The organism is Streptomyces sp. NPDC041940 (assembly GCF_055589465.1).
Window position 1 is genome coordinate 47,692 of record NZ_JBVJBP010000008.1, and the last position, 24,418, is coordinate 72,109.

The following is a 24,418-nucleotide window of genomic DNA, read 5'->3' on the forward strand; positions in this document are numbered from 1 at the left end:
CATGCCCGGCCCTGTATCGGTCCTGGCGATATCTCACCTTACCGGCCGTGATCCCACGGTGACGGGTGAGTGGTCGGAGCAGTGAGGGCAGGGCGTGGTCGAGGCGGGCGCCGGCGGACTCGGCACGCCGGTGGCCGGCTCCGGCGCCGTGTTCTCGGTGAACGAGCTGACGAGCAGGTCCCTGACCCGGTGCAGTGCCTCCCGGAGTGGCGGACAGACCAGGGCGAGACTCGCGAGGCCCGCGGCCGCGAGCAGCTCCGAAGCCGCTCCCCCTCCTGGCAGGAGGACCGCCCCGGCGAGGAGCCCCGCAGCCAAGACGAGCCGACCCGCCCCTGCCCGCAGACGGCTCCCGAGCGACTCGGCCGCCACACCCGCCGAATCCGGCTCCGGCGCGTCCGCGAGGAGTGCGGCGTCGACGATCACCAGGCTGTCACGCTGGGTGCGCGGGCGGCAGCTGTGGCGCAGGGCGCCGGCAGCCAGCCGGGACAGATCGCGTGCTGCGGCATCACGGTCGGGTCCTTCGCCGAAGAGGTAGCGCTGGTTGGCGTCGGCGAGGGCCGCGGTCAGGCGTTCCGTCATGTCCCGCATGCGATCGCGGGCGGCCGGCGGCAACCTGCGAGCCGTGTGCCGCGCCTGAGCGCGCAGAGCGTGGCACAGACGTCCGAACACTCTGGCGTGAACATCGAGGGCCGAGGCCTGTCCACGGCGACCGTCCTGTATGAGCAGCGTCTCCAGGAACCGGACCGCCTCCACCGTGACGGTTCCGGCCGCGTCGGAGACCACGGACGCCCGTTCGTCGGCGGCCATGAGTGTCATGGAGACAAGAGCGAAACCCGCGACGGCCGCGCACATCCAGAGAGGTGTCGGCGTTGCCGGGGCAATCACTGTCGTCCACGCGAAGGGGAGCACGGCGACCAGGAGCGGAACCGCCTGAAGCAGTGCGGAGACGCACCGCCCGGCTGCCATACGGTGCCACCGGTCGACGAGTTGATCCCTGTCCGGCCTGCCTTCCGCCGGTACGCCCCTCCGCTCCAACTCCGCGAGCAGTGCCTCGACACGCCTCTCGCCCGCGCTGCGGCCGATGCGCCGAACGCCGGGCATCCGATACACGGCGCCGCCCAGCACGCGGGAACGACTCTGCCACTGTACGGCGATCCATACCGCCTCGTAGACGGTCCACCAGCCCCAGAAGAACGCGAGGCTCCCGAATTCCGTCCGCGTCATGACGAACAGAGTCGCAGACGCCACTGACAGTCACCCCAGGGCGACTTCGCACCAGACCGTCTTGGTGTAGGGGTCGCCGCAGGACGTTCCCCAGTGGGTGGACAGGGCTTCGACTAGGAGGAGGCCTCGGCCGGCGTCGAGGTCGGGGCATAGCGCGGGGAGGGTGCCGGGTGCGGGCGGGCGGCGGTCGGGGCGCGGGTCCGTGACTTCGATACGGAGGGCGGGATCCGCTGGGTAGAGACTCAGCCGCAGGCGGAAGTCACGGCCTCGCACCGGCCGTGCCGGATCACGTTCGTGGCCAGTTCCGCCACGAGGAGTGAAGTCGTGCGGTTGGACTCACCGTCATACGGCCAGCCCCAGCGGTCGAGTTGCTCGACCGCGAGGCGACGGGCGAGACGGGCGCCCCTGGGGGGTGACCGAGAGACGGACCGTGAACTCGCGGGTGGACACGAGGCACGGTTCCGTTGAGTCAGCAATATCGGCGTTCATGTCACTCAGCGTGGCCGGATGTCTCTACGCTGACCAGCAACGCAGGCGGTACGCAGCGTCACTGTCCGGTAGCTGTCCGGCTCTGTCCGGGCGGCGTGGCGTTACGCGGTGCGACGACGGGGAGTTGGAGTCGGGCGACAGAAGGAGGTGTCCGGGCGTGGGCGTGACGGTGCAGGGGCCGCGGAGCGGGGACGGGATGGAGCCGTACGGTGCCGACGACGAGGAGTCGGCGGGAGTACTGCGGACGGTCGGCCGGGTCATCAAGACCTGCCGCGAACGAAAAGGGCTCCGACAGGCCGAGTTGGGGACGGCCATCGGGTACAGCGAGGAACAGGTGTCCTCGGTGGAGCGGGGGCGGCGGGCGCCGAGCCGGACGTTTCTGGAGGCGGCCGATGAAGTGCTGGACGCCGGAGGACTGATCGTCGGGCTGCGCAGGGACGTGGAGGAGGCCCGGCATCCGAAGAAGGTGCGGGATCTGGCGAAGCTGGAGGCGGAGGCGGTCGAGCTGTGCGCCTATGCCAACTCCGTCGTCCACGGCCTGCTCCAGACACCGGAGTACGCGGGAGCGTTGTACGGGATGCGGCGTCCGCCCTTCGCCGAGGACGAGGTCGAACAGCTCGTCGCCGCGCGCCTGGCGCGGCAGGAGATCTTCGACCGGCAGCCGAGCCCCGTCTTCAGTTTCGTCCTGGAAGAGGTGACACTGCGCCGCCCCCTCGGGGGCAGAATGGTGATGCGGAGGCAGCTCGAACGCCTGTTGGAGGTCGGCCGGCGGCGAAACGTGGAGATCCAGGTGATGCCCACGGATCGTGAGGACCACGCCGGTCTCGGAGGGCCGTTCCAGATGCTCCGGCTCAAGGAAGGGGACACCGTGGGACACAACGAGGCCCACCTCATCAGTCGGCTGATCTCACATCCCAAAGACATCCAGCTCCTTGAGATCCACTATGGAATCATCCGCGCCCAAGCCCTCACACCCCGTGAGTCGCTGGCCTTCATCGAGAAAGTGCTGGGAGAGACATGATGTCCAACCCCTCGGCGGGGACCGCGCTGGAGTGGTTCAAGAGCAGTTACAGCACGAACGAGGGCCCGGAGTGCGTGGAAGTCGCCTTCGCGCCCCAGAGCATTCACATACGGGACTCGAAGCGCGTACAGGGCGCGCAACTCGCTTTCGGGGCTCAGCAGTGGGCCGCCTTCGTCTCGTACGCCGCGGATCACTGAAGTACTCCCACTGACGCCCCGCGTCCGGTTCCGTACCGGCCCGGGGCGTCGGCACGTTCAGTTCCCCGCCGCCACCGCCCGTACCACCGCCAGCGCCTCGCGCACCGCCCCCGGGATGTCCGTCACCGGGAAGCGCGCCTGACGCACGACGCGTTCGCGGTCCACCACCAGCACCGCCCGCTTCAGCCGCAGTGTCTGCCCGGCGCGGAACACCGGAAGGCGCAGAGCGGCGGCGAGGCGCAGGTCGACGTCTGAGAGCAGAGTGAAGGGGATGCCCTCCTCGACCGCGAACACCCGCTGCTCGTCCGGGCGTTGGGTACTCACGCCGCGCACCTCGGCACCCGCCGCGCGGAAGTCGTCGTACGCGTCCCGGAACAACCGGTTCTCCAGCGTGCAGCCGATGGCACCCGGGATGTCGGCCCACCCGTCCGGCAACGGACCCGGGCGGCCGGTCGCCGGGTAGCAGAACAGCACGGTGGCTGCGGCCTCGGCCACCGGGTCCAGCGACTCACCGTCCCGGTGCCCCGGCAGTTCGAGGGTCGGCAGCCGCTCACCCACCAGGCCCGCCACCCGCAGCGCCTCCGCGCTCTCCCCGTCGGCCGTGCCGCTCAGCGAGCCGTCACCGAGCAGCCAGCGGTCCGCCCAGTCCTGCATCGAGAGCAGCACGGGCAGCAGCCCCCGCCCGCTCTCCGTCAGCCGGTACTCGTACCGCACCGGGCCGCGCTGATACGGCACCTTCTCCAGGATCTCCGCCTCCACCAGGTGCGCGAGGCGCTCGGTCAGCACCTTCCGGGAGATCCCCAACTCCTCCTGAAGCACGTCGAACCGGTGGTGCCCGCGTGCGGCCTCCCGAACCAGGAGCAGGCTCCACCAGTCGCCGACCACCGCCGCCGCCTGCGCGATCGCACAGGCGGCGTCCCGCTCGGGCACCGACCTGACCATGGGTCTCCTGTCTCGCGGATCCGACGTCCGGGCTTTCAACCATCTTGCGCCATACGGTCAGTTCCGGATAGGAACTGACCTGTGGTCGAGTAAGTTCCCAAAAGAGACTCACTGAAGGGTGGGCATCGTATGAGCGAGACGCCGACAGTCCCGGAGCGCGATCTCCGCAGCGTTCACCACGCGACTCCGCCTCCGGCCGTCTTCTGGCGTTACTGGGCCGCTGCCACCGTCAGCAGCGCCGGCACAGCCGTCACCGCCCTCGCCCTGCCCCTGGTCGCCCTCACGGTCCTGGACGCCACCGCGTTACAGGCCGCCCTGCTCGCCGCCGCCGGACAGATCTCCTGGCTGCTGCTCAGCCTCCCGGCCGGAGTGATCGCCCAGCGCGTCCCGCTCCGCCGGCTCCAGGTCGCCCTCGATCTCGTACGGTTCGCCGCCGTCGGATCGATCCCGCTCGCCTGGTGGCTCGACCGGCTCACCTACCAGCACCTGTTGCTCGCCGCTCTGGTCACCGGCGCCGCGACCGTACTCTTCGACATCGGCAACTCGACCTTCCTGCCCGCCATCGTCCCGGACAAGGAGCTCGCCGCCCGCAACAGCCTGATGTCCGGCACCCACGCCGTCACCGAGACCGGCGGGCCTTCCGGGGGCGGTCTCCTCGTGCACGCCGCGGGCCCGGTCGGCGCACTGCTCGTGGACTCGGCCAGCTACCTGCTCTCCGCCGTACTGCTGCGTACCCTCCCCGAGCGCCGTCCCGCTCCGCCCTCCGGCGACGGCACCCTCCGGCTGATCCGCGAGGGCTGGACGTATGTGACGAGGCATCCGGTGATGCTGCCCTGCATGCTCTGGGCCACCGCCACGAACTTCGTCTGCGCCGCCCTGGTCGCCCTCACCCCCCTGTACCTGGTGCGGGAGGCCGGACTGACGCCCGCACAACTCGGCCTGGTGCTCGCCATGGACGGAGTGGGCGCTCTCGCGGGATCCGCGGTGGCGGTCCGGCTCACCCGGCGGTTCGGCACGGCCCGGGGCCTCGTCGGTGCGGCACTGGCGGGCGGCGGTGCCGCCCTGCTGGCCCCGCTGACCACATCCGCCGCCGACGCGTACTGGTTCGCCCTGGGCAGCGCCGGCTTCGCCTTCGGCACCGCCATCGGGTCGATCACCACCCGCACCCACCGCCAGACCGAGTCTCCGCCCGCGCTTCTCTCCCGGGTCATGGCCACCGTCCGCTTCGTCTCCTGGGGCGCCCAGCCCCTCGGGGCCCTCACCGCCGGCCTGCTCGCCACATACGCGGGGACGCACGCGACGCTGTGGATGGTGTGCTCAGCCGCTCTCCTGCCGCCGCTGTACCTGCTCACGGCACCCGTGGGCCGCCGCCGGGACTTGGTCTGACACAGACGCCCCGAGCTCCGGCGCGCATTGTCAGTGGCGGGTCGTAGCCTTCGAGCAGGTGGGGCGAGTGCCCCGGGGACTGTCCGAGGCCGGAGAGGAGCGCGCCGTGACCCGACCGCCGACCGTCGCGCAGCGGCGTGTCATCGACGCCGCCGACCCGGTCACCGGGCGGCTCAGAGGCACGGAGGCGCAGCTCACGGCGCTAGTGAAGCGCGGTCTTGCCTTCCGGCACCCCCGGCCGCCGCACGATCACTTTCTGACGCCGGAGGGGCACCGGGTCCGGCAGGGCGTGACGGGGGCGCCCGAGCCGGCCGGTGAGGCCCCCGCGTCGACGGGGGTGTTCGCGGCGCGCGTCGGGGGCGAGGAGACGGCGCCGGAAACCGGGCGTCCGGCCCGGCGCCGTGAGGTGCACAGCGCCTGGCAGGGGCTGCTGGAGCTGCGCCGGATGACCAACCCGGACGGGGCCACGGACCGGCCCTGCGGCTGGGAGCGGGCGCATCTGGCGGAGGCCGCCGCGCTCGCCCTGGAGGCGGCCGGTCAGCAGCCGGCCGGGCCAGGGCCCGGCGTCTCCGGGTACCGCGTGCGGACGACCCCGCAGCCGGAGGCCGTGGCCGTGCACGAGCCGGACGGCGAGGCGCTGCGCGCCTGCGCGGCCACTTTGGAGGGGGCAGGCTGGCAGGTGAGTGACCACCGCGAACCGCGCACCGGAACCCGGTATCTCCTGGCTTCGCCGCGCCGAGCGTGATGGACATGCCAAGATCGGTGGATCGTTGTGCGATGCATGAAGAGTCCGGTGCATGAGAGTCCGGTGCGTCAGAGTCCGGTGCGAGAAGGGAATGCCGTGAGCGAGCCGTTTTCCGTCCCTGTGACCGTCCGTGGTTACGAGACCGACGTGCAGGGTCACCTCAACCAGAGCGTGTACCTGAACTACGCGGAGCACGCCCGCTGGTCGCTGCTGCACGCCGCGGGGATCAGCCAGTCCGCGCTCACGGGGACCGGCGTGGGCCCGGTGGCCCTGGAGACGACCATCCGCTACAAGCGTGAGCTGCTCGCGGGCGACGAGGTCGAGGTGACCTGCGCCTTCGACTGGGGCAGCGGCAAGACGTTCCGTATCGAGCAGACCGTCCGCAAGACCGACGGCACGGTGGCCGCCGAGATCACGGCGGTCGGCGGCATCCTGGACCTCAAGGAACGCAGACTGGTCGCCGACCCCGCGAAGGTCTTCAAGGAACTGGCCACGGACCCGGGCCTGTTCGGCCTCTAGTGCTCTGACCGGAAATCTGCGCGGCATGATCGACTCATCGCGGACGTGGTCCGTAACATGTACGGCCAGCGGCTCAGCCGCATTGACAAGGGTGCCGGAGACTTTGCCACTGCCGCCGACGTGGAGGCAGAGGAGGCGATCCTCGGCGAGGAGGGCGGGCAGCAGGGTGCCGCCGACACTGTCCGCCAGTGGTTGGTGGATCCCCTGTGCGGCACGCTGAACTACGCCGTCGGCAACATGCTGGTGGCCGTCAATGTGGCGCTGCGCGATGGGGCGGCGGCGGTGGCCGACCCGTTCAGCGGCGAGGCCCTTTTCACCGACGGGGAGATCGCCTGGGTGCGGCATGACAGGTCGGACGACGCACTGCTGACGCCCACGCCGACCACCCGATTGCCTGAGCGTGGAGTTCACCGACGTGGAGCACATCCGGATCGTGCTGTAGTTCAGGCTCCCCCAGAGCGCCTCGTCCCCAGCATTGAAGCTGAAGCTGCCGGAGACGAGGCGCTTTCTCGGACGAGCTCATGAGCACGGCGGCTACCGCGAGGAGTCGGTCCCGATGGAGCGGGGCGCAGATGCGCAGCGTCAGGGGCCAAACCGATCAGCGGCGCCCCTGCACCGTTGTTGCGAGGTGAGGTTGCCGGACAGGTCGTAGCAGTACTGCCAGGAGTCGGTGACCGTTCCGGACTTCTCCTCCTTGGCGTAGGAGAAGCGGCCCGCTGACCAGGGCTGCCCGCGCGGCACCACCTACACCTACAAGGTTGCCGTCGCCGTCGTACGAGTACTCGACTTTAGACCGTGTCCTACGTGGTGAGGCGGACGAGTCGCTTGTAGCAGCACATGGCTGCGGCGAGGCCGAGAAAGGCCAGGTAATTGCGGGGGCCGCGTTCGTAGCGGGGGCTGAGTCTTCGGTAGCCGGACAGCCAGGACATGGTCCGCTCGATGACCCAGCGGCGGCGTCCTAATCGTTCGCTGGACTCGATCCCTTTGCGGGCGATGCGGACACCGATGCGCTTGCCGCGGAGCCATCTGCGCAGGTCGGCCCGATCGTAGGCTTTGTCCGCGTGCAGACGCTGGGGCTTGAAGTACCGGCCGTTGTGGGGGTCGTGTCTCGTTTGGTGACCCTCCACCATCGGCTTCAGTCCTTCGCTGTCGTGGGTATTGCCGGCCGAGACGCCGACAACGAGGGGCAAGCCGTTTGCGTCCGGCAGGATGTGCATCTTGGAACCCGGCTTGCCCCGGTCCACGGGGCTCGGACCTGTATGTTCGCCCCCTTTTTCGCCCTGACATGGGCGGTGTCCAGCACGACGCGGGTGACGTCGACGAGGCCGGCGTCATCGAGCCGGTGCAGCACGGCCTCATGCAGCCGCCCCCAGAAGCCGGCTCTCGACCAGATCAAGAACCGGCGGTGGGCGGTCGACTTCGATATGCCGAAGCAAGGCGGCAGTTGACGCCAGGCACAGCCGCTGACCAGGACGTAGATAACAGCGTCTCATCAGGCGTGTCCTGCGTTCCGCCACCCTGCGGCCGCACCTTCGACGGCGGGATCAGCGGCTTCGCGATCTCCCACAACCCGTCCGGAACGACCCAACTCCACGTGCCCCGCCCCATGCCGAGCTCAACGACGCCTCACCACGTAGGACACGGTCTCAGCAGAGCGCGTGAGCAGCTCTCTAACGTTCGCCTCAGGTTCGCTCGGTAGGAAGTAGGCATGCGGAAAAGCCATGCAACCCGTATGCGGGAGGCTAGTGACGGCAGTCGACGCATCACCATCGGGGAAAGCGCAGCCCGGCCGGTTGCGGTTCGAGGCGGCCACCAGGGCGCTGGCGACGGCGTTCCCTGTCGCCGCATGCAGGGTCACACGCCGACAACAGTGCGGGGCCCGCCGCAGCCGGCCCGCACAGCGCGCACTCGGGCGGTCGTCAGCTCCACCACAGCCGCTGCGCACCGGCGAGCGGTTCCTCGACCTGAGCGCTGCCGCGGTGCGCGAGCAGGATACGAAGACTCCCTGAAGTATTTCGCAGACGGATGCCGTACGGATACCTCACCGCACAAACGCCTGAAGAGAGGGACTGACATGAAACCCATGGGACGCCGCGGCTTTCTCACCGCCAGCACGGCACTTGGCATTGGTGCCGGCTTGTCCACGTACGCCATTGCCTCGGAAGCGAGCGAGAACGCGACTTCGGACAAGACTTCGGACATTTCACGGCGGGACCAGGACCTGCCCTTCATCGGCACGGAGGAGACCTTTTCGACTCCTACGTTGTTGAAGCTGAACTCCATCAATCAGGATCACATAGCGTTCCTTGAGGAAATTGGCCTTTCGGATCTAGGTCAACGCCGCATCGGCGATATGGATGCGGGGGGACTCAACGTTCAAATCCTCTCTGCCCATACACCCTCCGCACAAAATATCCCTGGGCAAAGGGGCATCGACCTTGCCCATCGTCTCAACCGGCAACTTGTAGACGGGCCAATCGCCAAATATCCGGGCCGCTTCAGAGCTTTCGCCACCTTGCCCTTACAGAGCCCGGAGGCGGCGGCGGACGAACTGGAACGCTCGGTGCGGGAAGATGGCTTCCTGGGCGCACTGACCAACGGACACATCGCGAAGAAGTATCTCGATCATCCCGATTTCGAGCCCGTGCTGGCACGTGCCGTTGCTCTCGATGTGCCGATCTACCTGCATCCCGGCTATCCAGCTGACGAGGTCTTCAAGATCTACTACAGCACCACACGGTCTAAATACACGGAAGAGTACCAAGACTACATTTTCAGTGGGTCTGGGTATGGCTGGCACCAGGAGGTGCTGACCCAATGCATTCGGATGATCGCGTACGGGGTTTTCGACAGATTCCCCAAACTGAAAATCATCATCGGCCACATGGGCGAAGGTCTTCCCTTCTACTACGAGCGGATCGTCAATGACATGGGCGAGCCGACCAAAGACTCGCTCGAGAAGCCCATCGGGCAATACTTCCAGGACAACTTTTGGGTCACAACCAGCGCATTCCCCCAGACCGAACTGCTCGATCTCCTGCTGAAGTACATAAGCGTGGATCGAGTGATGTTCGCAACCGACTACCCGTTCGCGAACATAAAGGAGCAGACCGACTGGTTCCGCGGAGTCGATTTGCCACGCGAAGACAAGGAAAAGATCGCGTTCCGAAATGCAGAGAAACTGTTCAGAATGAAAGTGCCCGTGGAGTGATAAGCCAGCGTCGGCCGGAGTGAAAGAATGCTTTGCTGTTAGGCGAGAGTACGGCCGAAGCATGCGATGCGCGGCTGCCCCATAACGCGGTCTCATACATGCTCTTCTCAGGCCGTGTCCTATCATCCTGGGGATACCGGCCGTCCGCTCCCGGCGCGGAACCAGCCGCAGCCGACCGGTGAAGGTCCGCGCGGACAAGGCCTACCACTCCGCGGTTGCAAGCCGACGAGGACACCGTCCGCGATGTCATTCACCGGTTCAACGGGATCGGCCTGGCCTGCTCGGACCCTCAGTGGGCGGGAGGCTGTCCCCGCCAACTCAGACCTGACGACGAGGACTTCATCATCCAGACGGCCACCACCCGCCCCATCAAGCTCAGCCAGCCCTTCACCCGCTGGTCGCTGCGCAAGCTCGTTGCAGCACCAGGCGCCCTCATGACGTGGCCGGGGTCCGGCTCGCGTCGGTGATCTCCTCGCCCGCTTCCATGGGGTGGGTGACGTCCCGTGCGTCCTTGTTGCCCAGGTGGTTGAAGACCAGGTTGAGCAGGACGGCCGCGACGCATCCCGTCGAGATGCCGGAGTCGAGGACGATGCGCGCCGTTTCAGGGAACGCGTGATAGAACGCCGGCGCCGTGATGGGGATGATGCCGACGGCCAGGGAGACGGCCACGATCAGGACGTTGTTGTCCTTGTCCAGGCCGGCCCTGACCAGGGTCTGGATGCCGCTGGCGGCGACCGAGCCGAACAGGACCACGCCGGCGCCGCCGAGCACCGGGCGCGGTACGACGGCGATCAGGGACGCGGCCATGGGGCAGAGGCCCATCAGCACCAGGAAGCCGCCGCCGGTGGCGACGACGTAGCGGCTGCGGATCCTCGTCATGGCGACCAGGCCGATGTTCTGCGCGAAGGCGCTGCACATGAAGCCGTTGAAGAGCGGGCTGATCGCCGAGCCGAGGGTGTCGGCGCGCAGACCGGCCGCGATGGTCTTCTCGTCGGCCGGGCGGTCGACTATCTCGCCCAACGCCAGCATGTCGGCGGTCGATTCGGTCATCGAGACCACCATGACGACGCACAGGGAGATGATCGCGGCCAGCTGGAACTGCGGGGCACCGAAGTGGAACGGGGTCGGGAAGCCGATGACGGCCGCGTCCGCGACCGGGCCGAAGTCCGTGGCGCCGAACGGGATCGCGATCAGCGTGCCGGCGACCAGGCCGAGCAGCACCGCGATCTGCTTGACGAAGCCGGTGGTGAAGCGGCGCAGCAGCAGCACGATCAGCAGAGTGACGGCGGCCAGCCCCAGGTTCGTCGCCGAGCCGTAGTCGTGCGCCGCCGGGTCGGGTCCCTGCGCCCAGCCGAAGGCGACCGGGAGCAGGGAGATGCCTATGAGGGTGATGACCGTCCCGGTGACCACCGGCGGGAAGAAGCGCACCGCCTTGCTGAAGAAGGGGGCGGCGACGAAGCCCAGGAGTCCGGCGACGATGACCGCGCCGAAGATGACCGGCAGGGCGTCGGACTTGTCCTCGGTGGAGGCGACGATCGCGGTCATGGGGGCGACACCGGCGAAGGTGACGCCGTTGACGAAGGGCAGCCGGGCACCGATCTTCCAGATGCCGAGGGTCTGCAGGAACGTGGCGAGGCCCGCGGTGAACAGGCAGGCGCCGGTGAGGAAGGTCAGGTCGGTGGCGTTCAGGCCGATGGCCGCGCCGACGATCAGGGGTGGGGCGACGACTCCGGCGTACATGGCGGCCACGTGCTGGAGGCCGGTCGTCGCCATCTTGAGCGCGGGGAGTTTCTCGTCAACGGGGTGGTCGGCCACAGCGGCGTCCCTCCGGTCGGTTACACGGCCGCGTCGCATCGCTGCCGTGGGTGTCAGGGAGGTGGTGCGGGTGGTCGTGCGGGACCGGACATGCGGCGGACGGTTCGTACCGTTCCGGGGCACGCGCGTCCATGCGCGCGCGCCCCGGAGACGGCGCCGTGGTCCCCGCTCGGGTCCACGGCCACCGGCCGGGAGCCGTCCCTCCCGGCCGGAGTCATGGGGGTGTTCAGCCCTGCGCGGCGATCCTCGCCAGCCGCTGGGCCTCGTCCCGCGTGGAGCGGGCGATGGCGTCCTCGTCGGCCGTGAGCAGCCGCCCGTCCTCGACGATCTGCCGGCCGTCGACGAAGGAGGCGGTGACCGGGGCCGCCGCGCCGAAGACCAGGGCGGTCACGGGGTCGGCGATGGAGGCGTGGGCGACCGTGTCCAGCTTCCACAGGACCAGGTCGGCGAGCTTGCCCGGCTCCAGCGAGCCGGTCTCCGCCGCCCGGCCCAGGACCTGGGCGCCGCCGTAGGTGCCGAGGCGCAGGGCCTGACGGGCGTTCAGGGCGGCTTCCCGGTGCGGGCCGAGGCGGTTGATGAGGAGGGCGTTGCGCAGCTCGGTGTGGAGTTCGCCCGACTCGTTCGAGGCGGTGCCGTCGACGCCGAGGCCGACCGGGACGCCGGCCGCGAGCATGTCCGGGACGCGGGCGATACCGGCCGCGAGGCGGGCGTTGGAGGAGGGGCAGTGCGCGACGCCGGTCTTCGTCCGGGCGAAGGCGGCGATGTCGGAGTCGTTCATGTGGACGCAGTGCGCCATCCACACGTCCTCGCCGAGCCAGCCGGTGGACTCGAAGTAGTCGGTCGGGCCCATGCCGAACAGTTCGTGGCAGAACTTCTCCTCCTCCACGGTCTCCGAACCGTGGGTGTGGAGCCGTACGCCGAGACGGCGGGCGAGCTGGGCGCCGTCCCGCAGCAGTTCGGTGGAGACGGAGAACGGCGAGCAGGGCGCGACGGCGACCTGGGTCATGGCGTCGAAGGAGGAGTCGTGGTGCTGCCGGACGGTCTCCTCGGTCGCGGCCAGCGCGCCGTCCAGGGTCTCGACGGCGAAGTCCGGGGGCAGGCCGCCGTCCTTCTCGCTGCGGTCCATGGAGCCGCGGGCGAGGGTGAAGCGGACGCCCATGTCGCGGGCGGCGCCGATGATCGCGCCGGACAGGTCGCCGGAGCCGTGCGGGAAGACGTAGTGGTGGTCCATGGCGGTGGTGACGCCGCCGCGGGCCATCACCGCGAGCGAGCCCTGGGCCGCCGCCCGCACCATCCGCTCGTCGATGCGCGCCCAGACCGGGTACAGCGCGACCAGCCAGTCGAAGAGGTTGTGGTCCGTGGCCAGGCCCCGGGTGATCCACTGGTAGAAGTGGTGATGGGTGTTGACCAGGCCGGGGGTCACCAGGTGACCGGAGGCGTCGATACGGCGTACGACGTTCGCCAGGCCCTCGGGGGCCGTGCCCGCGCCGAGCGACTCGATGCGGTTGCCGGCGAGGACGACGTACCCGGAGGCGTACTCGGTGTCGTGCGCGTCGACGGTCGCGATCGCGCAGTTCTCGATGACGATGCGCCGGTCTGCTGCCATGGTTCGTCCTTTGCGCTGATGTGGAGTGGGCACGGCAGGACCCCGGAAGTTTGAGTGCCGTGGCCGGAGAGACGGGTTCCCCGGCCATGGGTGCCGAAAGAGGAAGCGTCAGAGGTTGGTGAGGTCCACGGGGATGCGCGGCTCGCAGCCGTCCCGCAGGATCGTCGCCTCGATCAGGCCGTAGGGGCGGTCGGCGGCGAAGTACACCTCATTGTCGTTCTTCAGCCCGAACGGCTCCAGGTCGACCAGGAAGTGGTGCTTGTTCGGCAGGGAGAAGCGGACCTCGTCGATCTCGCCGCGGTTCTCGATGATCCGCGAACCCATCTGGTACAGGGTCTGCTGGAGCGACAGCGAGTACGTCTCGGCGAAGGCCTGGAGCATGTGCTTCTTCGTCTGCTCGTAGGACTTCTCCCAGTGGGGCATGCGCTGGTCGTCGTCGGTCCAGTTGAAGCGCCAGCGGCCCGAGACCTGGGTGGCCAGGATGCGGTCGTGGGCCTCCTTCAGCGTCGTGTACTTGTCCTTGACGTAGCCCCAGAACTCGGAGTTGGTCGAGTTCATCACGACGAGGTCCTTCAGACCGGAGATCACCTCCCACCGCTCACCGTCGTAGGTGATCTGGGTGAGCCGTGTCTCCTGGCCCTGGCGGACGAAGGAGTGCTTGACCTCGTCGGCGCCGATGAACCGGGAGTTGGCGTCGGCGGCCTCGATCCGCTCCCAGGCGTACTCCTCGATGCGGATCCGGGCCGTCTTGATCGGCTCCTGCGAGGTGACGAAGTGCCGGGCGAGGTGGATGCCGAACTGCTCGGCGGACTCTATGCCGTGCTCCTTGGCGAACGCGTACACCGTGTTCTTGGTGGTGTCGGTCGGCAGGACGTTGGCGTTGGAGCCGGAGTAGTGGACCTCCTCCATGTCGCCGCTCAGCGACACGGACACGTTCAGGTCCTTGATGTGGTGGGTGGCGCCGTCCCGCGTGATCTTGACGACTCGGTTCTCGGCCTTGCCGTACTGGTTCTGTCCCAGGATCGTGGGCATCTCTAGCTAGCTCCCTCGGTATACGGAGTAGCCGAACGGGTTGAGCAGCAGCGGTACGTGGTAGTGCTCGCCCGGTACGACGGCGAACGTGATCGCCACCTCCGGGAAGAACACACCGGCGCCGCTGTCCCGATTCGCGGGGGCGTCCTGCTGCGCATCGGCTTGCGTGTTCGCGGACTTCTCGAAGTACGGCTCCACCGCGAAGTCGAGCCGTACGTGGGTGGTGCCCTCCGGCAGGGCCGGGAGGTCCTTGCACCGGCCGTCCGCGTCGGTCGCGGAGCCGCCGAGCGCCTGCCATTCCGCCGCACGCCCCGAGCGGGCGGACAGGTGGACGGCGACGCCGCCGGCCGGGCGGCCGATGCTGGTGTCCAGGATGTGGGTGGACACGGAGGCCGTGGTGCTGGTGCTCATGGTCAGGCGTCCTCTTCAGTCTTCTTCGACGAGGCGGGCGAGCCGGATTCGGTTGATCTTGCCCAGTTCGGTGCGGACGATCTCCCGCTCCGCTTCCGGCGTGTTGCCGATCCGGTTCCGGAGCGCGTCGCGCATCTGCTCGCCGGTTTGGCCGGTGGCGCAGATCAGGAAGACATGGCCGAACCGCTCCTGGTAGGCGAGGTTCAGTTCGAGCATCTCCGCCTTGAGTGCGTCGGAGGCGCCGGACATGCCGCGCTGCTCCCGGGCCGAGGTGGGGTCGCCGGTCTTGGGGCGGCCGATGGGCGGGTGGCCGGCCATGGCCTCTTCCAGGTCCGTGACCGTCAGTTCCGCCATGGCGGCGTCGCTCGCGACGTACAGGTCCTCGGGGGTGGCGTAGGGGCGGGCGGCGAGCAGTCGCTTCGCCCACGCCGTGGAGGCGCACGCCTCGTGGAGCGCGGTGCGGGCCGCGTGCTCCTCGACGGTGTTGAACCGGGCCAGGCCCGGCGGCGTGGAAGGGGAAGTCACGGGAGCCTCCGTGGCCGGTTACGGCCTTCGTGCTGAACGGGCGTGCCGATAGCTAACGCCCTCCCGCGACGAAACGTCAACAGTTTGTTGAAAATTCGCGACGCCGATACGGACGGGGATACGAGGGCCGGTCAGGCAGGGCCGGTCAGGCCCCCTTCTCGCGGTTGAGGTAGTTGTAGACGGTGAAGCGGCTGACGCCGAGGGCGCTCGCCACGGTCTCCACCCCGTGCCGCACGGAGAAGGCACCGCGTGCCTCGAGTATCCGTACGACCTCCTGCTTCGCCTTGCGGTCCAGGTCGGCGAGCGGCCCCTTGCGGCGCTCCATCGCGGCGAGGATGTGATCGAGGGAGTCGGCGAGCTGCGGCAGCCGTACGGCGACGGCGTCACTGCCTTCCCAGGAGAGGACGACGTCGTCGGGGCCGGCCTCGTCCGGCGGGATCAGCTCGCCGCCCATGGCGTCGACCAGGGGCTTCACGGCCGCGATGAACGGCTCGTCCCCCGCGCTGCTCACGCCTCGCCCTCCTCGGCCACGTTGACCTGGAGCGAGATCCGGGTGGCGCCGGCCTCCAGGGCCTTGCGGAGCAGGGCGTCCACGGCGGTGAGCACCGCGTCGGCACCGCCCTCCGCGGTGTTGCCGAACGGGCCGACGTCAACGGCGTCCAGCTCGGCGGCCTCCACGACCTCGCGGGCCACCAGCGCGTGCGCGGGTGCCTCGTCCAGGTCGAAGGGCTCGGTCGTGAACTCCACTCTCAGTCGCACTGCGCCCCCATAGCATCGGCTCTGACCTGCGCTTTCTCTCAGCCGTCCGACGGAGAGGGCACATCCGGGGCACATTCCTCCGCCAGGGCACCGAACGCTCCGAGACGACCTTAACGGACTACTCTGCGGCGATCAGCGGAGATGAAGGTGGATCACGGGACGCCGGTTGAGACCCAGCGCGTCAACGGCGGAACTCCGCCACGGCCTTGCCGAGGTCGCGCTCGAGTGCGCCGAGCTGCTGGAGGCCGCGGTCACCCAGGTAGTCCAGGCGCTCACGGGTTTCAGGCAGGGCGATCAGGCCCTGAAACGTGACGGCATCGGAGCGGACGTGTGCCGGCTCCGCCAGCGTCGTCTCGTTGATGGCGCGCTTGGCGGCCTTGACCCCCTCGGGCGGGAAGCCGGCGATGCGCCGGGCCAGGCGCTCGACGAAGCCGTCCAGTTCGGTGTCGGGCAGGGCGCGGTTGATCCAGCCGTAGCGTTCGGCAAGGCCGGCGTCGAAATCGTCGGCTCCGGCGATGGCTTCGATGGCGCGGGCCCGGCCGAGTCGCCGGCTCAGGTGCTGGATGCCGCCGGCGCCGGGCACGGCGCCCGTACCGGACTCGAACTGGCCGAAGACCGCGTTCTCGCGCGAGGCGAAGATCATGTCGCATGCCAGGGCGAGTTCGTTGCCGCCGCCGCGGGCACGGCCACGCACTTTCGCGATGGTGATCACCGGAACGCGTGCCAGCCTGTGCAGGAACATGCCGAGTGAGGCGTCTCCGGGGCCGCCGGCTTTGGCCGCCTCCGCGGTGTACTGGGGGACCGCCGAGAGATCCACGTGTGCCGAGAAGTAGTCCGGTGAGGCGCTGTCGATGACGACCACGCGCACGTCGCCGGGGTCGGTGCAGAGCATGTCGACCAGGGAGACCAAGTCGCGGACCAGGTCGACTCCGAGGAGGTTGAGGGGCCCCGCGTCGAGGGTGGCGGACAGAACACCTTCGTCGAGACGGGTCCGGATGGACGAGTAGGCGAAGGTCATGACGACTCCTGTGAGTGAGGAGCTGCGGGAGGCGCAGATCGCGTGGTCAGGCGGTGCAGCCCCTTGCGGTCGTAGTAGAGGGTCATGGCGAACCCGAACAGCAGGGCGAGGACGACGCCGATGGCGATCATGACCCAGCCGCGGGTCAGCCCGGCGTCGGCCCGGGCATCGAAGAAGAGGATGGCCCGCACGCCGTCGCTCAGTTGCCGCATCGGTTCGAACAGCGCCAGGAAGCGGTAGAAGTCGGGAACGGCGTGGAGGGGAATGGTGGCTCCCGAGGACGGCAGGGCCAAGGCGATGAACACGAACATGGACACCACCTGGCCGATCCCTCCGAAGGCCGCGTTGATGGCCTGCACTCCCAGGCCGACGGCCAAGCTCGCGCAGTAGGAGAAGATCCACAGCAGCGGCAGGTGCGACGCGTCCATGCCCAGGATCGCGCTTGCGGCGATCAGCAGCAGGCTGGTGGTGAGCACGGCGATTCCCGCGGTCATGAGCATTTTCAGCAGCAGCGTCTGGGTACGGCTGATCGGCACCGTGGGGCGCCGGGTGTGCCAGGGCCCGATCTCGTTGTCGGTGTAGCCCAGGCCCGCGTCGACGCCGCTGTTGATGATGTTTCCGCCCACGAACCCGGTGAGCACCAGGAGCAGAGTGAAGTAGAAGGCGGTCAGTCCGAGGCCGCTGTGCCGGCCGATGGGATGGCCCACCCGGGTGGTGACGGTGACCGGGTCGCCCAGGAGCACTCGGGTCGTGGCGTCGGCCCCCTGGGCGGAGGCCTGGGCCGTCAGCTGTCGGCCGATCGTCAGGGACGCCCGGTGAGCCGCGCGCTGGGCGATCTGGCTGGCCAGGGAGGAGCCGAGACTGCCCAGCCCAGGGTTGGTCAGGACGGTGAGGACTGGCCGGGAGGCGGCCCGGGAGGTCGTCAGCGCCGCCACCGAGGTGCTGAAGTCGGCGGGGATGACCAAGGCGCCGTAGACCTTGCCCGACGCGAGTTGGTCCCGCATCTGAGCCTGGCTGAGCCGGCGCCACTGCACGGCGCCTGCTGGGGTCGCCGCGACCACCGACCGGCTCACCCGCGCGCCCAACGTCTGCTGTTGTCCTGGCGGCGGCGGGCCCTGGTCGGAGTCGACCAGGGCGATCGGCAGATGGCGCAGGTTCCCGTTCGGGTTGAGGATGCCGCCCATGTAGAGCAGCGTCAGGCACACGGCCACCAGCGCGCACAGGATGGTCGGCACCAGCCAGAGCTTTCCGTGACGCGCCACGGCAAAGGCGCGTGCGAGCGATGGCTGCTGCCCGGACCCCTCTGACGTCATGGAACTCCCCAAGGCGCGCCCGACCCCCACGGGGATGGTAACTCTATGATGTCAAGATGTGACTGTGCGCCACGAGCGGCGCGCCCAGGGTGCTCGGACATCTGCCCTGTCGCCCCCACCCGATGAGGAGACTGCGCCATGCTCTGCCGGAGGAACACGCTGACTCCACTCTCGGCGGTGGCAGCTGGACTGCTGGCCGGGGCGGTGGGAACCGTGTGTCTGGACGCCGTCCACTACCTGAAATATCGTCGCGCAGGCGGGAGGGACCGCCCCGTCGCCTGGGAATTCGCGCCAGTCGAGAGTTGGGAGCAGGCGCCTGATCCTGGGCAGATGGCGAAGCGAGTCATCGAGGGACTCACCCAGCGCCGGCTTCCTGACGGTTCCGCCTGGCTCACGAGCACCGTCGCCCACTGGTCCTACGGTTCAGCGGCGGGCGCGGCCTACGGCATCCTGGCCGGATCGCTGTCGAGGCCATCCCCCGTGTACGGCATGCCTTTCGGTGCTGCGGTATTCGCCGGCGACTACGTCGTCCTGCCGATCGCCGGTCTCTACAAGCCGATCTGGCAGTACGACGGCGCGACACTGGCCTGGGATCTCGCGGCGCACCTCGCTTACGGCGCCGGCACCGCAATCACCTTCTGGCTTCTCGCACAGCTGTGAGCGGACTCTGCTGGTGCGCAGCGCTGGGCGGGAGGTGCATTCTGGAGGTGGAGCGTTCACATCAGTGAGCCTGCGCGATCCTCTCGAGCACCAGGGAGTAGGTCATGCCATCCCTACACTTCCACGTGAACTCCTCGATGAGCCCGGTCGAGGTGATGGACGTGCTGACGAACTTCAGCCCCTCCCGTGTCCAGGAGTGGCCATCCATCGATGCCGAGCACTTCCAGGTCCACGAGCGGGGAGATACGTGGGCGGAGGTGACCGAGGGGAACGACAAGTCGTGGGAGCGCGCACGCTACGAATGGGACCCGGCGACGAACAGGGTCACCGTCACCACTCGTGACTCGGTGCCCTTCGGCTCCGGTGGCTGGCAGTTTCAGATGACTCCCACGGACCATGGCACCCGCGTGGACGTCAGACTCGAACGGCATCCCACCTCGTTCAAGTCGAAGATGATGTCACCGATCATTCCCTTCGCCGGGCCGGTGTTCCGCAGATCCTTCAAGGAACCCCTGCACACCACGTGATCGCGCCGCTCGTGCACGGATGCGATCACCACGCAGCACATGCCCGTCCCCAGACCTCGGAGATCGTCATGACTGCTTCCTCCGGCACCGTCGTTCTGGAGCCCGAAGCCCAGCAGTTCGCGGATGCCACGTCCCAGCCGCCGTTCCTGTACGACCTGGGGCCCGAAAAGGCCCGCAGGGTGCTGGACGACCTTCAAGCGGAACCGATCGAAAAGCTCGACGTCGACTCGGAGTGGATCACCGTCGCCGCCGATGCGGGCGATGTACGTGTCCGCGTCGTCCGGCCGCGCGGCGCCGCGCCGCCCCTGCCCGTGATCCTCTACATGCACGGCGGTGGATGGATTCTGGGCAATGCCGACACCCATGATCGCCTGGTGCGCGAGCTCGCCGACGGGGCGCGGGCCGCGGTCGTGTTCGTCGAGTACACCCGCTCTCCCGAGGCCCACTACCCGGTCGCGATCGAGCAGGGCTACGCCACCGCTCAGTGGATCGTCCGGGAAGGCGCAGCCCATGGCCTCGATCCGGACCGCATGGCGGTAGCGGGCGACTCGGTCGGCGGAAACATGACGGCTGCCCTCGCCCTGATGGCCAAGGAGCGCGGCGACGTCCGCTTCGTGCATCAGTCCATGTACTACCCGGTCACCGACGCCGAGATGAACACCAGGTCCTACGCCGATCTCGCCACCGGCTACTTCCTCACCGCCAAGGCCATGGAGTGGTTCTGGAACGCCTACCTGCCCGACCGCGCGCAGCGCAGCGAGATCACCGCCTCTCCGCTGAAGGCCGACCTCGACCAACTCGCCGGTCTCCCACCGGCCTTCCTCCTGGTCGACGAGGCAGACGTCCTACGCGACGAGGGCGAGGCATACGCGGCCAAACTCCGCGCCGCGGGCGTCGACATCACCACCGTCCGCTACGACGGCATCACCCACGACTTCATGATGCTCAACCCGCTCAGCGAAACCCACGCCACCCGTGCGGCCATCGCCCAGTCGGTCACGGTACTGCGCGACGCCCTCGGAAGCGGTGTCGCCTCTCCTTGAGGTAGGCCCGTAGGGCAGCCCGCGCGCGGAGCGGGTGCCCCGGCCGGGCCGGTCAGCCGAAGCGGCCTGAGATGTAGTCCTCTGTGCGGTGGTCAGAGGGCGTCGAGAAGATGCGGGAGGTCTCGTCGTACTCGACCAGGCGGCCGTGCCGTGCGCCCTTCTCGTCGATGTCGGACGTGAAGAAGGCGGTGCGGTGCGAGACACGTGCCGCCTGCTGCATGTTGTGGGTGACGACGACGATGGTGAACTCCTGCGCCAGGTGCTCCATCAGGTCCTCGATCTTCGCCGTGGCGATCGGGTCGAGCGCCGAGCAGGGTTCGTCCATCAGGATCACCTCGGGCTCGACCGCGATGGTACGGGCGATGCACAGCCGTTGCTGCTGCCCGCCGGACAGGGCGAGCGCCGAGGTCTTGAGGTTGTCCTTGACCTCGTCCCAGAGCGCGGCGTGGGTCAGGGTCTCCTCGACCAGGTCGTCGAGGTTGCCCTTGAAGCCGCCCACCCGCGGTCCGTAGGCGATGTTGTCGTAGACGGACTTGGGGAAGGGGTTGGGCTTCTGGAAGACCATGCCGATGCGGCGGCGGACCTCGATGGGGTCGACGTCCCTGCCGTACAGGTCCTCGTTGTGGTAGCGGATCTTGCCGACGACGCGGGCGCTGGGGATGAGGTCGTTCATCCTGTTGAAGCAGCGGATCATGGTGGACTTGCCACAGCCGGACGGCCCGATCATGGCCGTGATCTGGCGGTCTCCGATGGCCATGTTGACGTCGCGGACGGCCTCGTGGTCGCCGTAGAAGACCGAGACGCCGCCCACCTCGAAGACAGGGACGCTCAGGGAGCGGGCGTCGTGAAAGCTGACCTGCGGGGTTCTGGTCTCGGCCGGGCGGTAGGGGTCCGGGGACTCTCCGGTGGCCTCGGGCGAGGGGGCGGGCTGGTCGGTCGGTTCGGTCATGGTGTCACCAACGGCGGGAGTAGTGGTTGCGCAGCCAGATGGCGAGGGAGTTCATGGCCAGCAGGATCACCAGCAGGATGACGATCGCGGCGGAGGCCAGTGCGGTGAACTCGGCACGGGACTGACTGATCCAGTTGAAGATCTGGATGGGGAGTGTCGTGTACGGGCTGTCCAGGCTGCTGGGATTGAAGGTGATGAAGGCCAGTCCCCCGAGCAGCAGCAGAGGGGCGGCCTCGCCGATGGCCCGGGACAGGGCGAGGATCGAGCCGGTGGCGATGCCGGGCACGGCGGCGGGGAGGATCTGGTGCCAGACGGTCTGCCAGCGGGTGGCTCCGAGGGCCAGGGACGCCTCGCGGATGGACTGCGGTACGGCCCTGATCGCTTCCCGTGCGGCGATGATCACGGTGGGCAGGACCAGCAGCGAGAGCGTGAGCGAGGCCGTCAGTACGGTCTGCCCGAAGCCGAGGCCGCGGGCGATGATGCCGAGGCCCAGAATGCCGTAGACGATCGACGGCACGGCGGCGAGGTTCTGGATGTTGATCTCGATCACGCGGTTCCACCACCGCTTCGGGTCGGCGTACTCCTCGAGGTAGATGGCGGTGAGGATGCCGGTGGGCAGGCAGTACAGGGCGGTGAAGCCGATCACCCAGATGGTGCCCATGATCGCCGACTGCGCGCCGGCGTTGGACGGGTCGATGATGTCGGGGAAGTTCGTCCAGATCCGCAGGTCGAGACGGGGCCATGCCTCGACGACGACGTAGAGCAGCAGCGAGGCGAGGAAGACCACCCCGACGGCGAGCGAGGCCCGCAGACCGAGCTGGAAGAGGCGCTCCCGCCACGGAGTGCCCCGTCCCTTCAGCCGGCGTTCGTGGGGCAGGCCGGTCGCGGTGCCCTCGTCGACGACCCCGGATCCCATCACTCGTACACCTCCCGGTACTTGCGCACCAGGCGAATGCTGAGCAGGTTCATCACCAGCGTCATGACGAACAGCAGCGAGCCGACCGCGAAGATCGTCTGGTAGCCCGTGGAGCCGGTCGGCAGGTCGCCGATGCCGGCCGCCGCGATGAACGCGGTCATGGTCTGCATGCCTTCGAGCGGATTCCAGGAGAGGTTGGGCCGTCCGCCGGCGGCGATCGCGACGATCAGCGTCTCACCGATCGCCCGGGAGATGCCCAGGACGACGGCGGCGATGATGCCGGACAGCGCTGCGGGGAAGACCACCCGGGTGGACACCTGCATGCGTGAGGAGCCGAGCGCGAAGGCACCGTCACGCAGGTCCTGCGGCACGGCGCTCATCGCGTCCTCGGACAGCGAGGCCACGGTCGGGATGATCATGATGCCCATGACGAAGCCGGCTGACAGCGCGTTGAAGACCTGTGGGCCCTCGCTGCCGGGCCAGACGCCCTGCAGCAGCGGGGTGATCGCTGACAGGGCGAAGAATCCGTAGACGACGGTGGGGATGCCCGCGAGCACCTCCAGCACCGGCTTGAACAGGCTGCGGACGCGGGGCCTGGCGTACTCGCTCAGATACACGGCCGCGCCCAGCCCCAGCGGAACGGCGACCAGCAGGGCGATGGCGGTGACCATCAGGGTCGCGGTGACGAGTGGCAGGACGCCGAAGTGCGGCGGCTTGAACAGCGGCGACCACTCCGTACCGGTGACGAAGGCCCCGAAATCCACCTTCTGGAAGAACTCGGCGGCGGGCGGGATGAGTGCGATGACGATGCCGACGGTGGTCAGCACCGAGACCAGCGAGGCGGCCACCAGGAGCACCATCACGGCCCGTTCGCCGTAGCGCGGCTGGGACCGCCTCAGGAAACCGGAGCTTCCCGAAGCGGCCCGCCGTCGCGTGCTCCGGGTCATGACCCGTGCTGCTCCTTCAGTTGCTGCAGGTCCTTGTCCAGTTCCGTGTTCTGCTGGGCGTTGAGGGGTACGAACAGGGCCTTCTCGGCGATGTCCTCGTTGTTGTCGACGTAGTACTCCACGAACGCCTCGACCTCGGGCTTGTCCAGCGAGGAGGCCTTCGGGTATATGTACAGCGGCCTCGAGAGCGGCTTGTAGGCGCCGTTCTGCACGGTCTGGGTGGTCGGTTCGACACAGCCGTCGCCGTCGTCGATCTTGACGACGTTCAGCTTGCCCGTGTTCTGCTCGTAGTACGACAGGCCGAAGTACCCCATTCCACCCTTGGAGCCCGAGACGCCCTGGACGATGATGTTGTCGTCCTCGCTCGGGCTGTAGTCGGTGCGGGAGGCCCCCTCCTCACCGTTGATCTTCTCGGTGAAGTAGTCGAAGGTGCCCGAGTCGGTGCCCGGGCCGAACAGCTCCAGCTCCTCGTCCGGGTAGTCGGGGTCCACCTGGTTCCAGTTGTTGATCTTGGAGTTGGGCTCCCAGATCTTCTTCAGCTGCGCCACGGTGAGGCACTTGGCGAAGTCGTTCTCCTTGTTCACCACGACCGACAGGCCGTCGTTGGCGATCTGGAGCTGCTCGTACGCGATGCCGTTCTTCTGGCAGTTCGCCTTCTCGTCGTCCTCGATCGGGCGGGAGGCATCGGAGATGTCGGTCTCACCCGCACAGAACTTCTCGAACCCGCCACCGGTGCCCGAGGTGCCGACGGTGACCGTCACTCCGGGGTTCTTCCCTTGGAACAGCTGGGCGGCGGCACTGGTCAGCGGCGCCACCGTACTGGAGCCGTCGACCTTCACGGTGCCGGAGAGGTCACCGGTGACGCTCGCGTCCGCGTCGGAACTGCCGCAGCCGCCCGCTGCGAGCATCACGGCTGCGGCAGCAGCCGCGGGAACGGTAGTTCGGCGCAGGAAAGTACGAATGCTCACGTGACTCTCGATCCTCGTGTCTGCGGGATTCGGGCAAGGCGAACAAGGTGCGCATAGCGCGCTATACAGACATTTAGATCACATGCGTCGCTCTTGCGACCGAGGTGCAGCACTCCGATCGAAACACGAACGAGGCCATGGCGCCTGCCGTGCAAGGTCCCAGCGGCGCGGAAGGCGCTCGAACAGGGCTCGATC

At 68.4% G+C, this 24,418-nt stretch carries 25 protein-coding genes and 4 pseudogenes; 11 read left to right on the plus strand and 18 right to left on the minus strand.

The features are described from left to right. Positions 1-33: 33 nt before the first annotated feature. Both ACZ6I3_RS16015 and ACZ6I3_RS16020 read right to left on the minus strand, forming a co-directional pair. A complete protein-coding gene (locus ACZ6I3_RS16015) occupies positions 34-1,224 on the minus strand; it encodes a hypothetical protein (RefSeq protein WP_469415098.1) in 1,191 nt (396 codons plus the stop codon). Between the two features lie 30 nt (positions 1,225-1,254). Continuing rightward, positions 1,255-1,713, minus strand: a pseudogene (locus ACZ6I3_RS16020) (ATP-binding protein). A 196-nt stretch (positions 1,714-1,909) separates the two neighbouring features. On the opposite strand from ACZ6I3_RS16020, the gene ACZ6I3_RS16025 reads away from it, so the two are divergent. Continuing rightward, positions 1,910-2,734, plus strand: a complete 825-nt coding sequence (locus tag ACZ6I3_RS16025) for a helix-turn-helix domain-containing protein (RefSeq protein ID WP_469415391.1) — start codon at positions 1,910-1,912, stop codon at positions 2,732-2,734. Beyond that, positions 2,734-2,931: a DUF397 domain-containing protein gene (locus ACZ6I3_RS16030; RefSeq protein WP_469415393.1), complete on the plus strand. Its 198-nt coding sequence runs from the start codon at positions 2,734-2,736 to the stop codon at positions 2,929-2,931. The genes ACZ6I3_RS16025 and ACZ6I3_RS16030 overlap by 1 nt, the downstream gene beginning before the upstream one ends. A gap of 57 nt (positions 2,932-2,988) precedes the next feature. On the opposite strand, the gene ACZ6I3_RS16035 is transcribed toward ACZ6I3_RS16030, so the two are convergent. After that, the gene (locus ACZ6I3_RS16035) at positions 2,989-3,873 is read right to left on the minus strand and encodes a winged helix-turn-helix transcriptional regulator (RefSeq protein WP_469415099.1); all 885 of its coding nucleotides are present in this window, start codon (positions 3,871-3,873) and stop codon (positions 2,989-2,991) included. Positions 3,874-4,002: 129 nt separating this feature from the next. Between ACZ6I3_RS16035 and ACZ6I3_RS16040 the strand changes: the two genes are divergently transcribed. From ACZ6I3_RS16040 to ACZ6I3_RS16055, 4 genes and pseudogenes are all read left to right on the plus strand, one after another. Beyond that, positions 4,003-5,259 (plus strand): MFS transporter, encoded by a 1,257-nt coding sequence (locus ACZ6I3_RS16040; RefSeq protein ID WP_469415100.1) that lies wholly within the window; start codon positions 4,003-4,005, stop codon positions 5,257-5,259. A 106-nt stretch (positions 5,260-5,365) separates the two neighbouring features. Then, a complete protein-coding gene (locus ACZ6I3_RS16045) occupies positions 5,366-6,004 on the plus strand; it encodes a hypothetical protein (RefSeq protein WP_469415102.1) in 639 nt (212 codons plus the stop codon). Between the two features lie 96 nt (positions 6,005-6,100). Beyond that, on the plus strand, positions 6,101-6,523 hold the full coding sequence (locus ACZ6I3_RS16050) for an acyl-CoA thioesterase (RefSeq protein ID WP_189721349.1): 423 nt from the start codon (positions 6,101-6,103) through the stop codon (positions 6,521-6,523). 36 nt (positions 6,524-6,559) lie between these two features. Further along, a pseudogene (locus tag ACZ6I3_RS16055) lies at positions 6,560-6,916 on the plus strand (inositol monophosphatase family protein); the annotation flags it as partial. A gap of 189 nt (positions 6,917-7,105) precedes the next feature. Here ACZ6I3_RS16055 and ACZ6I3_RS16060 read toward each other — a convergent pair. Together ACZ6I3_RS16060 and ACZ6I3_RS16065 are read right to left on the minus strand one after the other, a co-directional pair. Next, the gene (locus ACZ6I3_RS16060) at positions 7,106-7,264 is read right to left on the minus strand and encodes a hypothetical protein (protein ID WP_469415406.1); all 159 of its coding nucleotides are present in this window, start codon (positions 7,262-7,264) and stop codon (positions 7,106-7,108) included. Positions 7,265-7,323: 59 nt separating this feature from the next. Continuing rightward, positions 7,324-8,131, minus strand: a pseudogene (locus ACZ6I3_RS16065) (IS5 family transposase). A gap of 466 nt (positions 8,132-8,597) precedes the next feature. Here ACZ6I3_RS16065 and ACZ6I3_RS16070 point away from each other — a divergent pair. Beyond that, positions 8,598-9,734 carry an amidohydrolase family protein gene (locus tag ACZ6I3_RS16070; RefSeq protein WP_469415104.1) on the plus strand — a complete coding sequence of 379 codons (1,137 nt, stop codon included), beginning with the start codon at positions 8,598-8,600 and terminating at the stop codon, positions 9,732-9,734. A 215-nt stretch (positions 9,735-9,949) separates the two neighbouring features. After that, positions 9,950-10,153: pseudogene (locus ACZ6I3_RS16075) on the plus strand (helix-turn-helix domain-containing protein); the annotation flags it as partial. A gap of 13 nt (positions 10,154-10,166) precedes the next feature. On the opposite strand, the gene ACZ6I3_RS16080 reads toward ACZ6I3_RS16075, so the two are convergent. The 9 genes from ACZ6I3_RS16080 to ACZ6I3_RS16120 form a co-directional block, all read right to left on the minus strand. Then, positions 10,167-11,549 carry a nucleobase:cation symporter-2 family protein gene (locus tag ACZ6I3_RS16080; protein WP_469415106.1) on the minus strand — a complete coding sequence of 461 codons (1,383 nt, stop codon included), beginning with the start codon at positions 11,547-11,549 and terminating at the stop codon, positions 10,167-10,169. Between the two features lie 226 nt (positions 11,550-11,775). Then, positions 11,776-13,155 (minus strand): 8-oxoguanine deaminase, encoded by a 1,380-nt coding sequence (locus tag ACZ6I3_RS16085; RefSeq protein ID WP_469415107.1) that lies wholly within the window; start codon positions 13,153-13,155, stop codon positions 11,776-11,778. Positions 13,156-13,263: 108 nt separating this feature from the next. Continuing rightward, positions 13,264-14,187, minus strand: coding sequence for a factor-independent urate hydroxylase (pucL, locus tag ACZ6I3_RS16090; protein ID WP_469415108.1), 924 nt, complete (start codon positions 14,185-14,187; stop codon positions 13,264-13,266). A gap of 6 nt (positions 14,188-14,193) precedes the next feature. Beyond that, complete coding sequence (gene uraH / locus ACZ6I3_RS16095) at positions 14,194-14,598, minus strand: hydroxyisourate hydrolase (RefSeq protein ID WP_469415109.1); 405 nt, start codon at positions 14,596-14,598, stop codon at positions 14,194-14,196. Positions 14,599-14,613: 15 nt separating this feature from the next. Then, entirely contained in the window at positions 14,614-15,123 is a 510-nt protein-coding gene (gene uraD, locus ACZ6I3_RS16100; protein WP_469415111.1) for a 2-oxo-4-hydroxy-4-carboxy-5-ureidoimidazoline decarboxylase, read from the minus strand. Between the two features lie 145 nt (positions 15,124-15,268). Next, positions 15,269-15,634: a helix-turn-helix domain-containing protein gene (locus tag ACZ6I3_RS16105; RefSeq protein WP_469415112.1), complete on the minus strand. Its 366-nt coding sequence runs from the start codon at positions 15,632-15,634 to the stop codon at positions 15,269-15,271. Next, positions 15,631-15,882: a YkoF family thiamine-binding protein gene (locus ACZ6I3_RS16110; RefSeq protein ID WP_184588829.1), complete on the minus strand. Its 252-nt coding sequence runs from the start codon at positions 15,880-15,882 to the stop codon at positions 15,631-15,633. The genes ACZ6I3_RS16105 and ACZ6I3_RS16110 overlap by 4 nt, the downstream gene beginning before the upstream one ends. Positions 15,883-16,063: 181 nt before the next feature. Continuing rightward, positions 16,064-16,900, minus strand: a complete 837-nt coding sequence (locus tag ACZ6I3_RS16115) for an enoyl-CoA hydratase/isomerase family protein (protein WP_469415114.1) — start codon at positions 16,898-16,900, stop codon at positions 16,064-16,066. After that, on the minus strand, positions 16,897-18,213 hold the full coding sequence (locus ACZ6I3_RS16120) for a YhgE/Pip domain-containing protein (protein ID WP_469415116.1): 1,317 nt from the start codon (positions 18,211-18,213) through the stop codon (positions 16,897-16,899). The genes ACZ6I3_RS16115 and ACZ6I3_RS16120 overlap by 4 nt, the downstream gene beginning before the upstream one ends. Positions 18,214-18,390: 177 nt before the next feature. Here ACZ6I3_RS16120 and ACZ6I3_RS16125 point away from each other — a divergent pair, with 177 nt between their 5' ends. The 3 genes from ACZ6I3_RS16125 to ACZ6I3_RS16135 all read left to right on the plus strand — a co-directional run bounded on the left by ACZ6I3_RS16125 (position 18,391) and on the right by ACZ6I3_RS16135 (position 20,443). Continuing rightward, on the plus strand, positions 18,391-18,873 hold the full coding sequence (locus tag ACZ6I3_RS16125; RefSeq protein ID WP_469415117.1) for a hypothetical protein: 483 nt from the start codon (positions 18,391-18,393) through the stop codon (positions 18,871-18,873). A 104-nt stretch (positions 18,874-18,977) separates the two neighbouring features. Next, entirely contained in the window at positions 18,978-19,400 is a 423-nt protein-coding gene (locus ACZ6I3_RS16130) for an SRPBCC family protein (RefSeq protein ID WP_469415118.1), read from the plus strand. A 68-nt stretch (positions 19,401-19,468) separates the two neighbouring features. Continuing rightward, positions 19,469-20,443: an alpha/beta hydrolase gene (locus ACZ6I3_RS16135; RefSeq protein ID WP_469415120.1), complete on the plus strand. Its 975-nt coding sequence runs from the start codon at positions 19,469-19,471 to the stop codon at positions 20,441-20,443. A 52-nt stretch (positions 20,444-20,495) separates the two neighbouring features. On the opposite strand, the gene pstB is transcribed toward ACZ6I3_RS16135, so the two are convergent. Genes pstB through ACZ6I3_RS16155 form a run of 4 tightly spaced genes read right to left on the minus strand, consistent with a single transcriptional unit; the run spans position 20,496 to position 24,223 of the window. Continuing rightward, positions 20,496-21,392 carry a phosphate ABC transporter ATP-binding protein PstB gene (pstB, locus tag ACZ6I3_RS16140; protein WP_469415122.1) on the minus strand — a complete coding sequence of 299 codons (897 nt, stop codon included), beginning with the start codon at positions 21,390-21,392 and terminating at the stop codon, positions 20,496-20,498. A gap of 4 nt (positions 21,393-21,396) precedes the next feature. Then, positions 21,397-22,308, minus strand: coding sequence for a phosphate ABC transporter permease PstA (gene pstA, locus ACZ6I3_RS16145; protein ID WP_469415123.1), 912 nt, complete (start codon positions 22,306-22,308; stop codon positions 21,397-21,399). Next, on the minus strand, positions 22,308-23,255 hold the full coding sequence (gene pstC, locus ACZ6I3_RS16150; protein WP_469415124.1) for a phosphate ABC transporter permease subunit PstC: 948 nt from the start codon (positions 23,253-23,255) through the stop codon (positions 22,308-22,310). The genes pstA and pstC overlap by 1 nt, the downstream gene beginning before the upstream one ends. Then, positions 23,252-24,223 (minus strand): PstS family phosphate ABC transporter substrate-binding protein, encoded by a 972-nt coding sequence (locus ACZ6I3_RS16155; RefSeq protein WP_469415125.1) that lies wholly within the window; start codon positions 24,221-24,223, stop codon positions 23,252-23,254. Before ACZ6I3_RS16155 ends, pstC begins: the two co-directional genes overlap by 4 nt. Positions 24,224-24,418: the final 195 nt, after the last annotated feature.

What these genes read in the sequence shown, in the direction of transcription:
- ACZ6I3_RS16030 (WP_469415393.1), top strand. Translation starts at nt 2,734, where the DNA reads ATGTCCAACCCCTCGGCGGGGACCGCGCTGGAGTGGTTCAAGAGCAGT.
- pucL (WP_469415108.1), bottom strand. Translation starts at nt 14,187, where the DNA reads ATGCCCACGATCCTGGGACAGAACCAGTACGGCAAGGCCGAGAACCGA.
- pstC (WP_469415124.1), bottom strand. Translation starts at nt 23,255, where the DNA reads ATGACCCGGAGCACGCGACGGCGGGCCGCTTCGGGAAGCTCCGGTTTC.
- ACZ6I3_RS16135 (WP_469415120.1), top strand. Translation starts at nt 19,469, where the DNA reads ATGACTGCTTCCTCCGGCACCGTCGTTCTGGAGCCCGAAGCCCAGCAG.
- ACZ6I3_RS16085 (WP_469415107.1), bottom strand. Translation starts at nt 13,155, where the DNA reads ATGGCAGCAGACCGGCGCATCGTCATCGAGAACTGCGCGATCGCGACC.
- ACZ6I3_RS16040 (WP_469415100.1), top strand. Translation starts at nt 4,003, where the DNA reads ATGAGCGAGACGCCGACAGTCCCGGAGCGCGATCTCCGCAGCGTTCAC.
- ACZ6I3_RS16115 (WP_469415114.1), bottom strand. Translation starts at nt 16,900, where the DNA reads ATGACCTTCGCCTACTCGTCCATCCGGACCCGTCTCGACGAAGGTGTT.
- ACZ6I3_RS16070 (WP_469415104.1), top strand. Translation starts at nt 8,598, where the DNA reads ATGAAACCCATGGGACGCCGCGGCTTTCTCACCGCCAGCACGGCACTT.
- ACZ6I3_RS16120 (WP_469415116.1), bottom strand. Translation starts at nt 18,213, where the DNA reads ATGACGTCAGAGGGGTCCGGGCAGCAGCCATCGCTCGCACGCGCCTTT.
- ACZ6I3_RS16035 (WP_469415099.1), bottom strand. Translation starts at nt 3,873, where the DNA reads ATGGTCAGGTCGGTGCCCGAGCGGGACGCCGCCTGTGCGATCGCGCAG.
- ACZ6I3_RS16130 (WP_469415118.1), top strand. Translation starts at nt 18,978, where the DNA reads ATGCCATCCCTACACTTCCACGTGAACTCCTCGATGAGCCCGGTCGAG.
- pstB (WP_469415122.1), bottom strand. Translation starts at nt 21,392, where the DNA reads ATGACCGAACCGACCGACCAGCCCGCCCCCTCGCCCGAGGCCACCGGA.
- ACZ6I3_RS16015 (WP_469415098.1), bottom strand. Translation starts at nt 1,224, where the DNA reads ATGACGCGGACGGAATTCGGGAGCCTCGCGTTCTTCTGGGGCTGGTGG.
- pstA (WP_469415123.1), bottom strand. Translation starts at nt 22,308, where the DNA reads ATGGGATCCGGGGTCGTCGACGAGGGCACCGCGACCGGCCTGCCCCAC.
- ACZ6I3_RS16025 (WP_469415391.1), top strand. Translation starts at nt 1,910, where the DNA reads ATGGAGCCGTACGGTGCCGACGACGAGGAGTCGGCGGGAGTACTGCGG.
- uraH (WP_469415109.1), bottom strand. Translation starts at nt 14,598, where the DNA reads ATGAGCACCAGCACCACGGCCTCCGTGTCCACCCACATCCTGGACACC.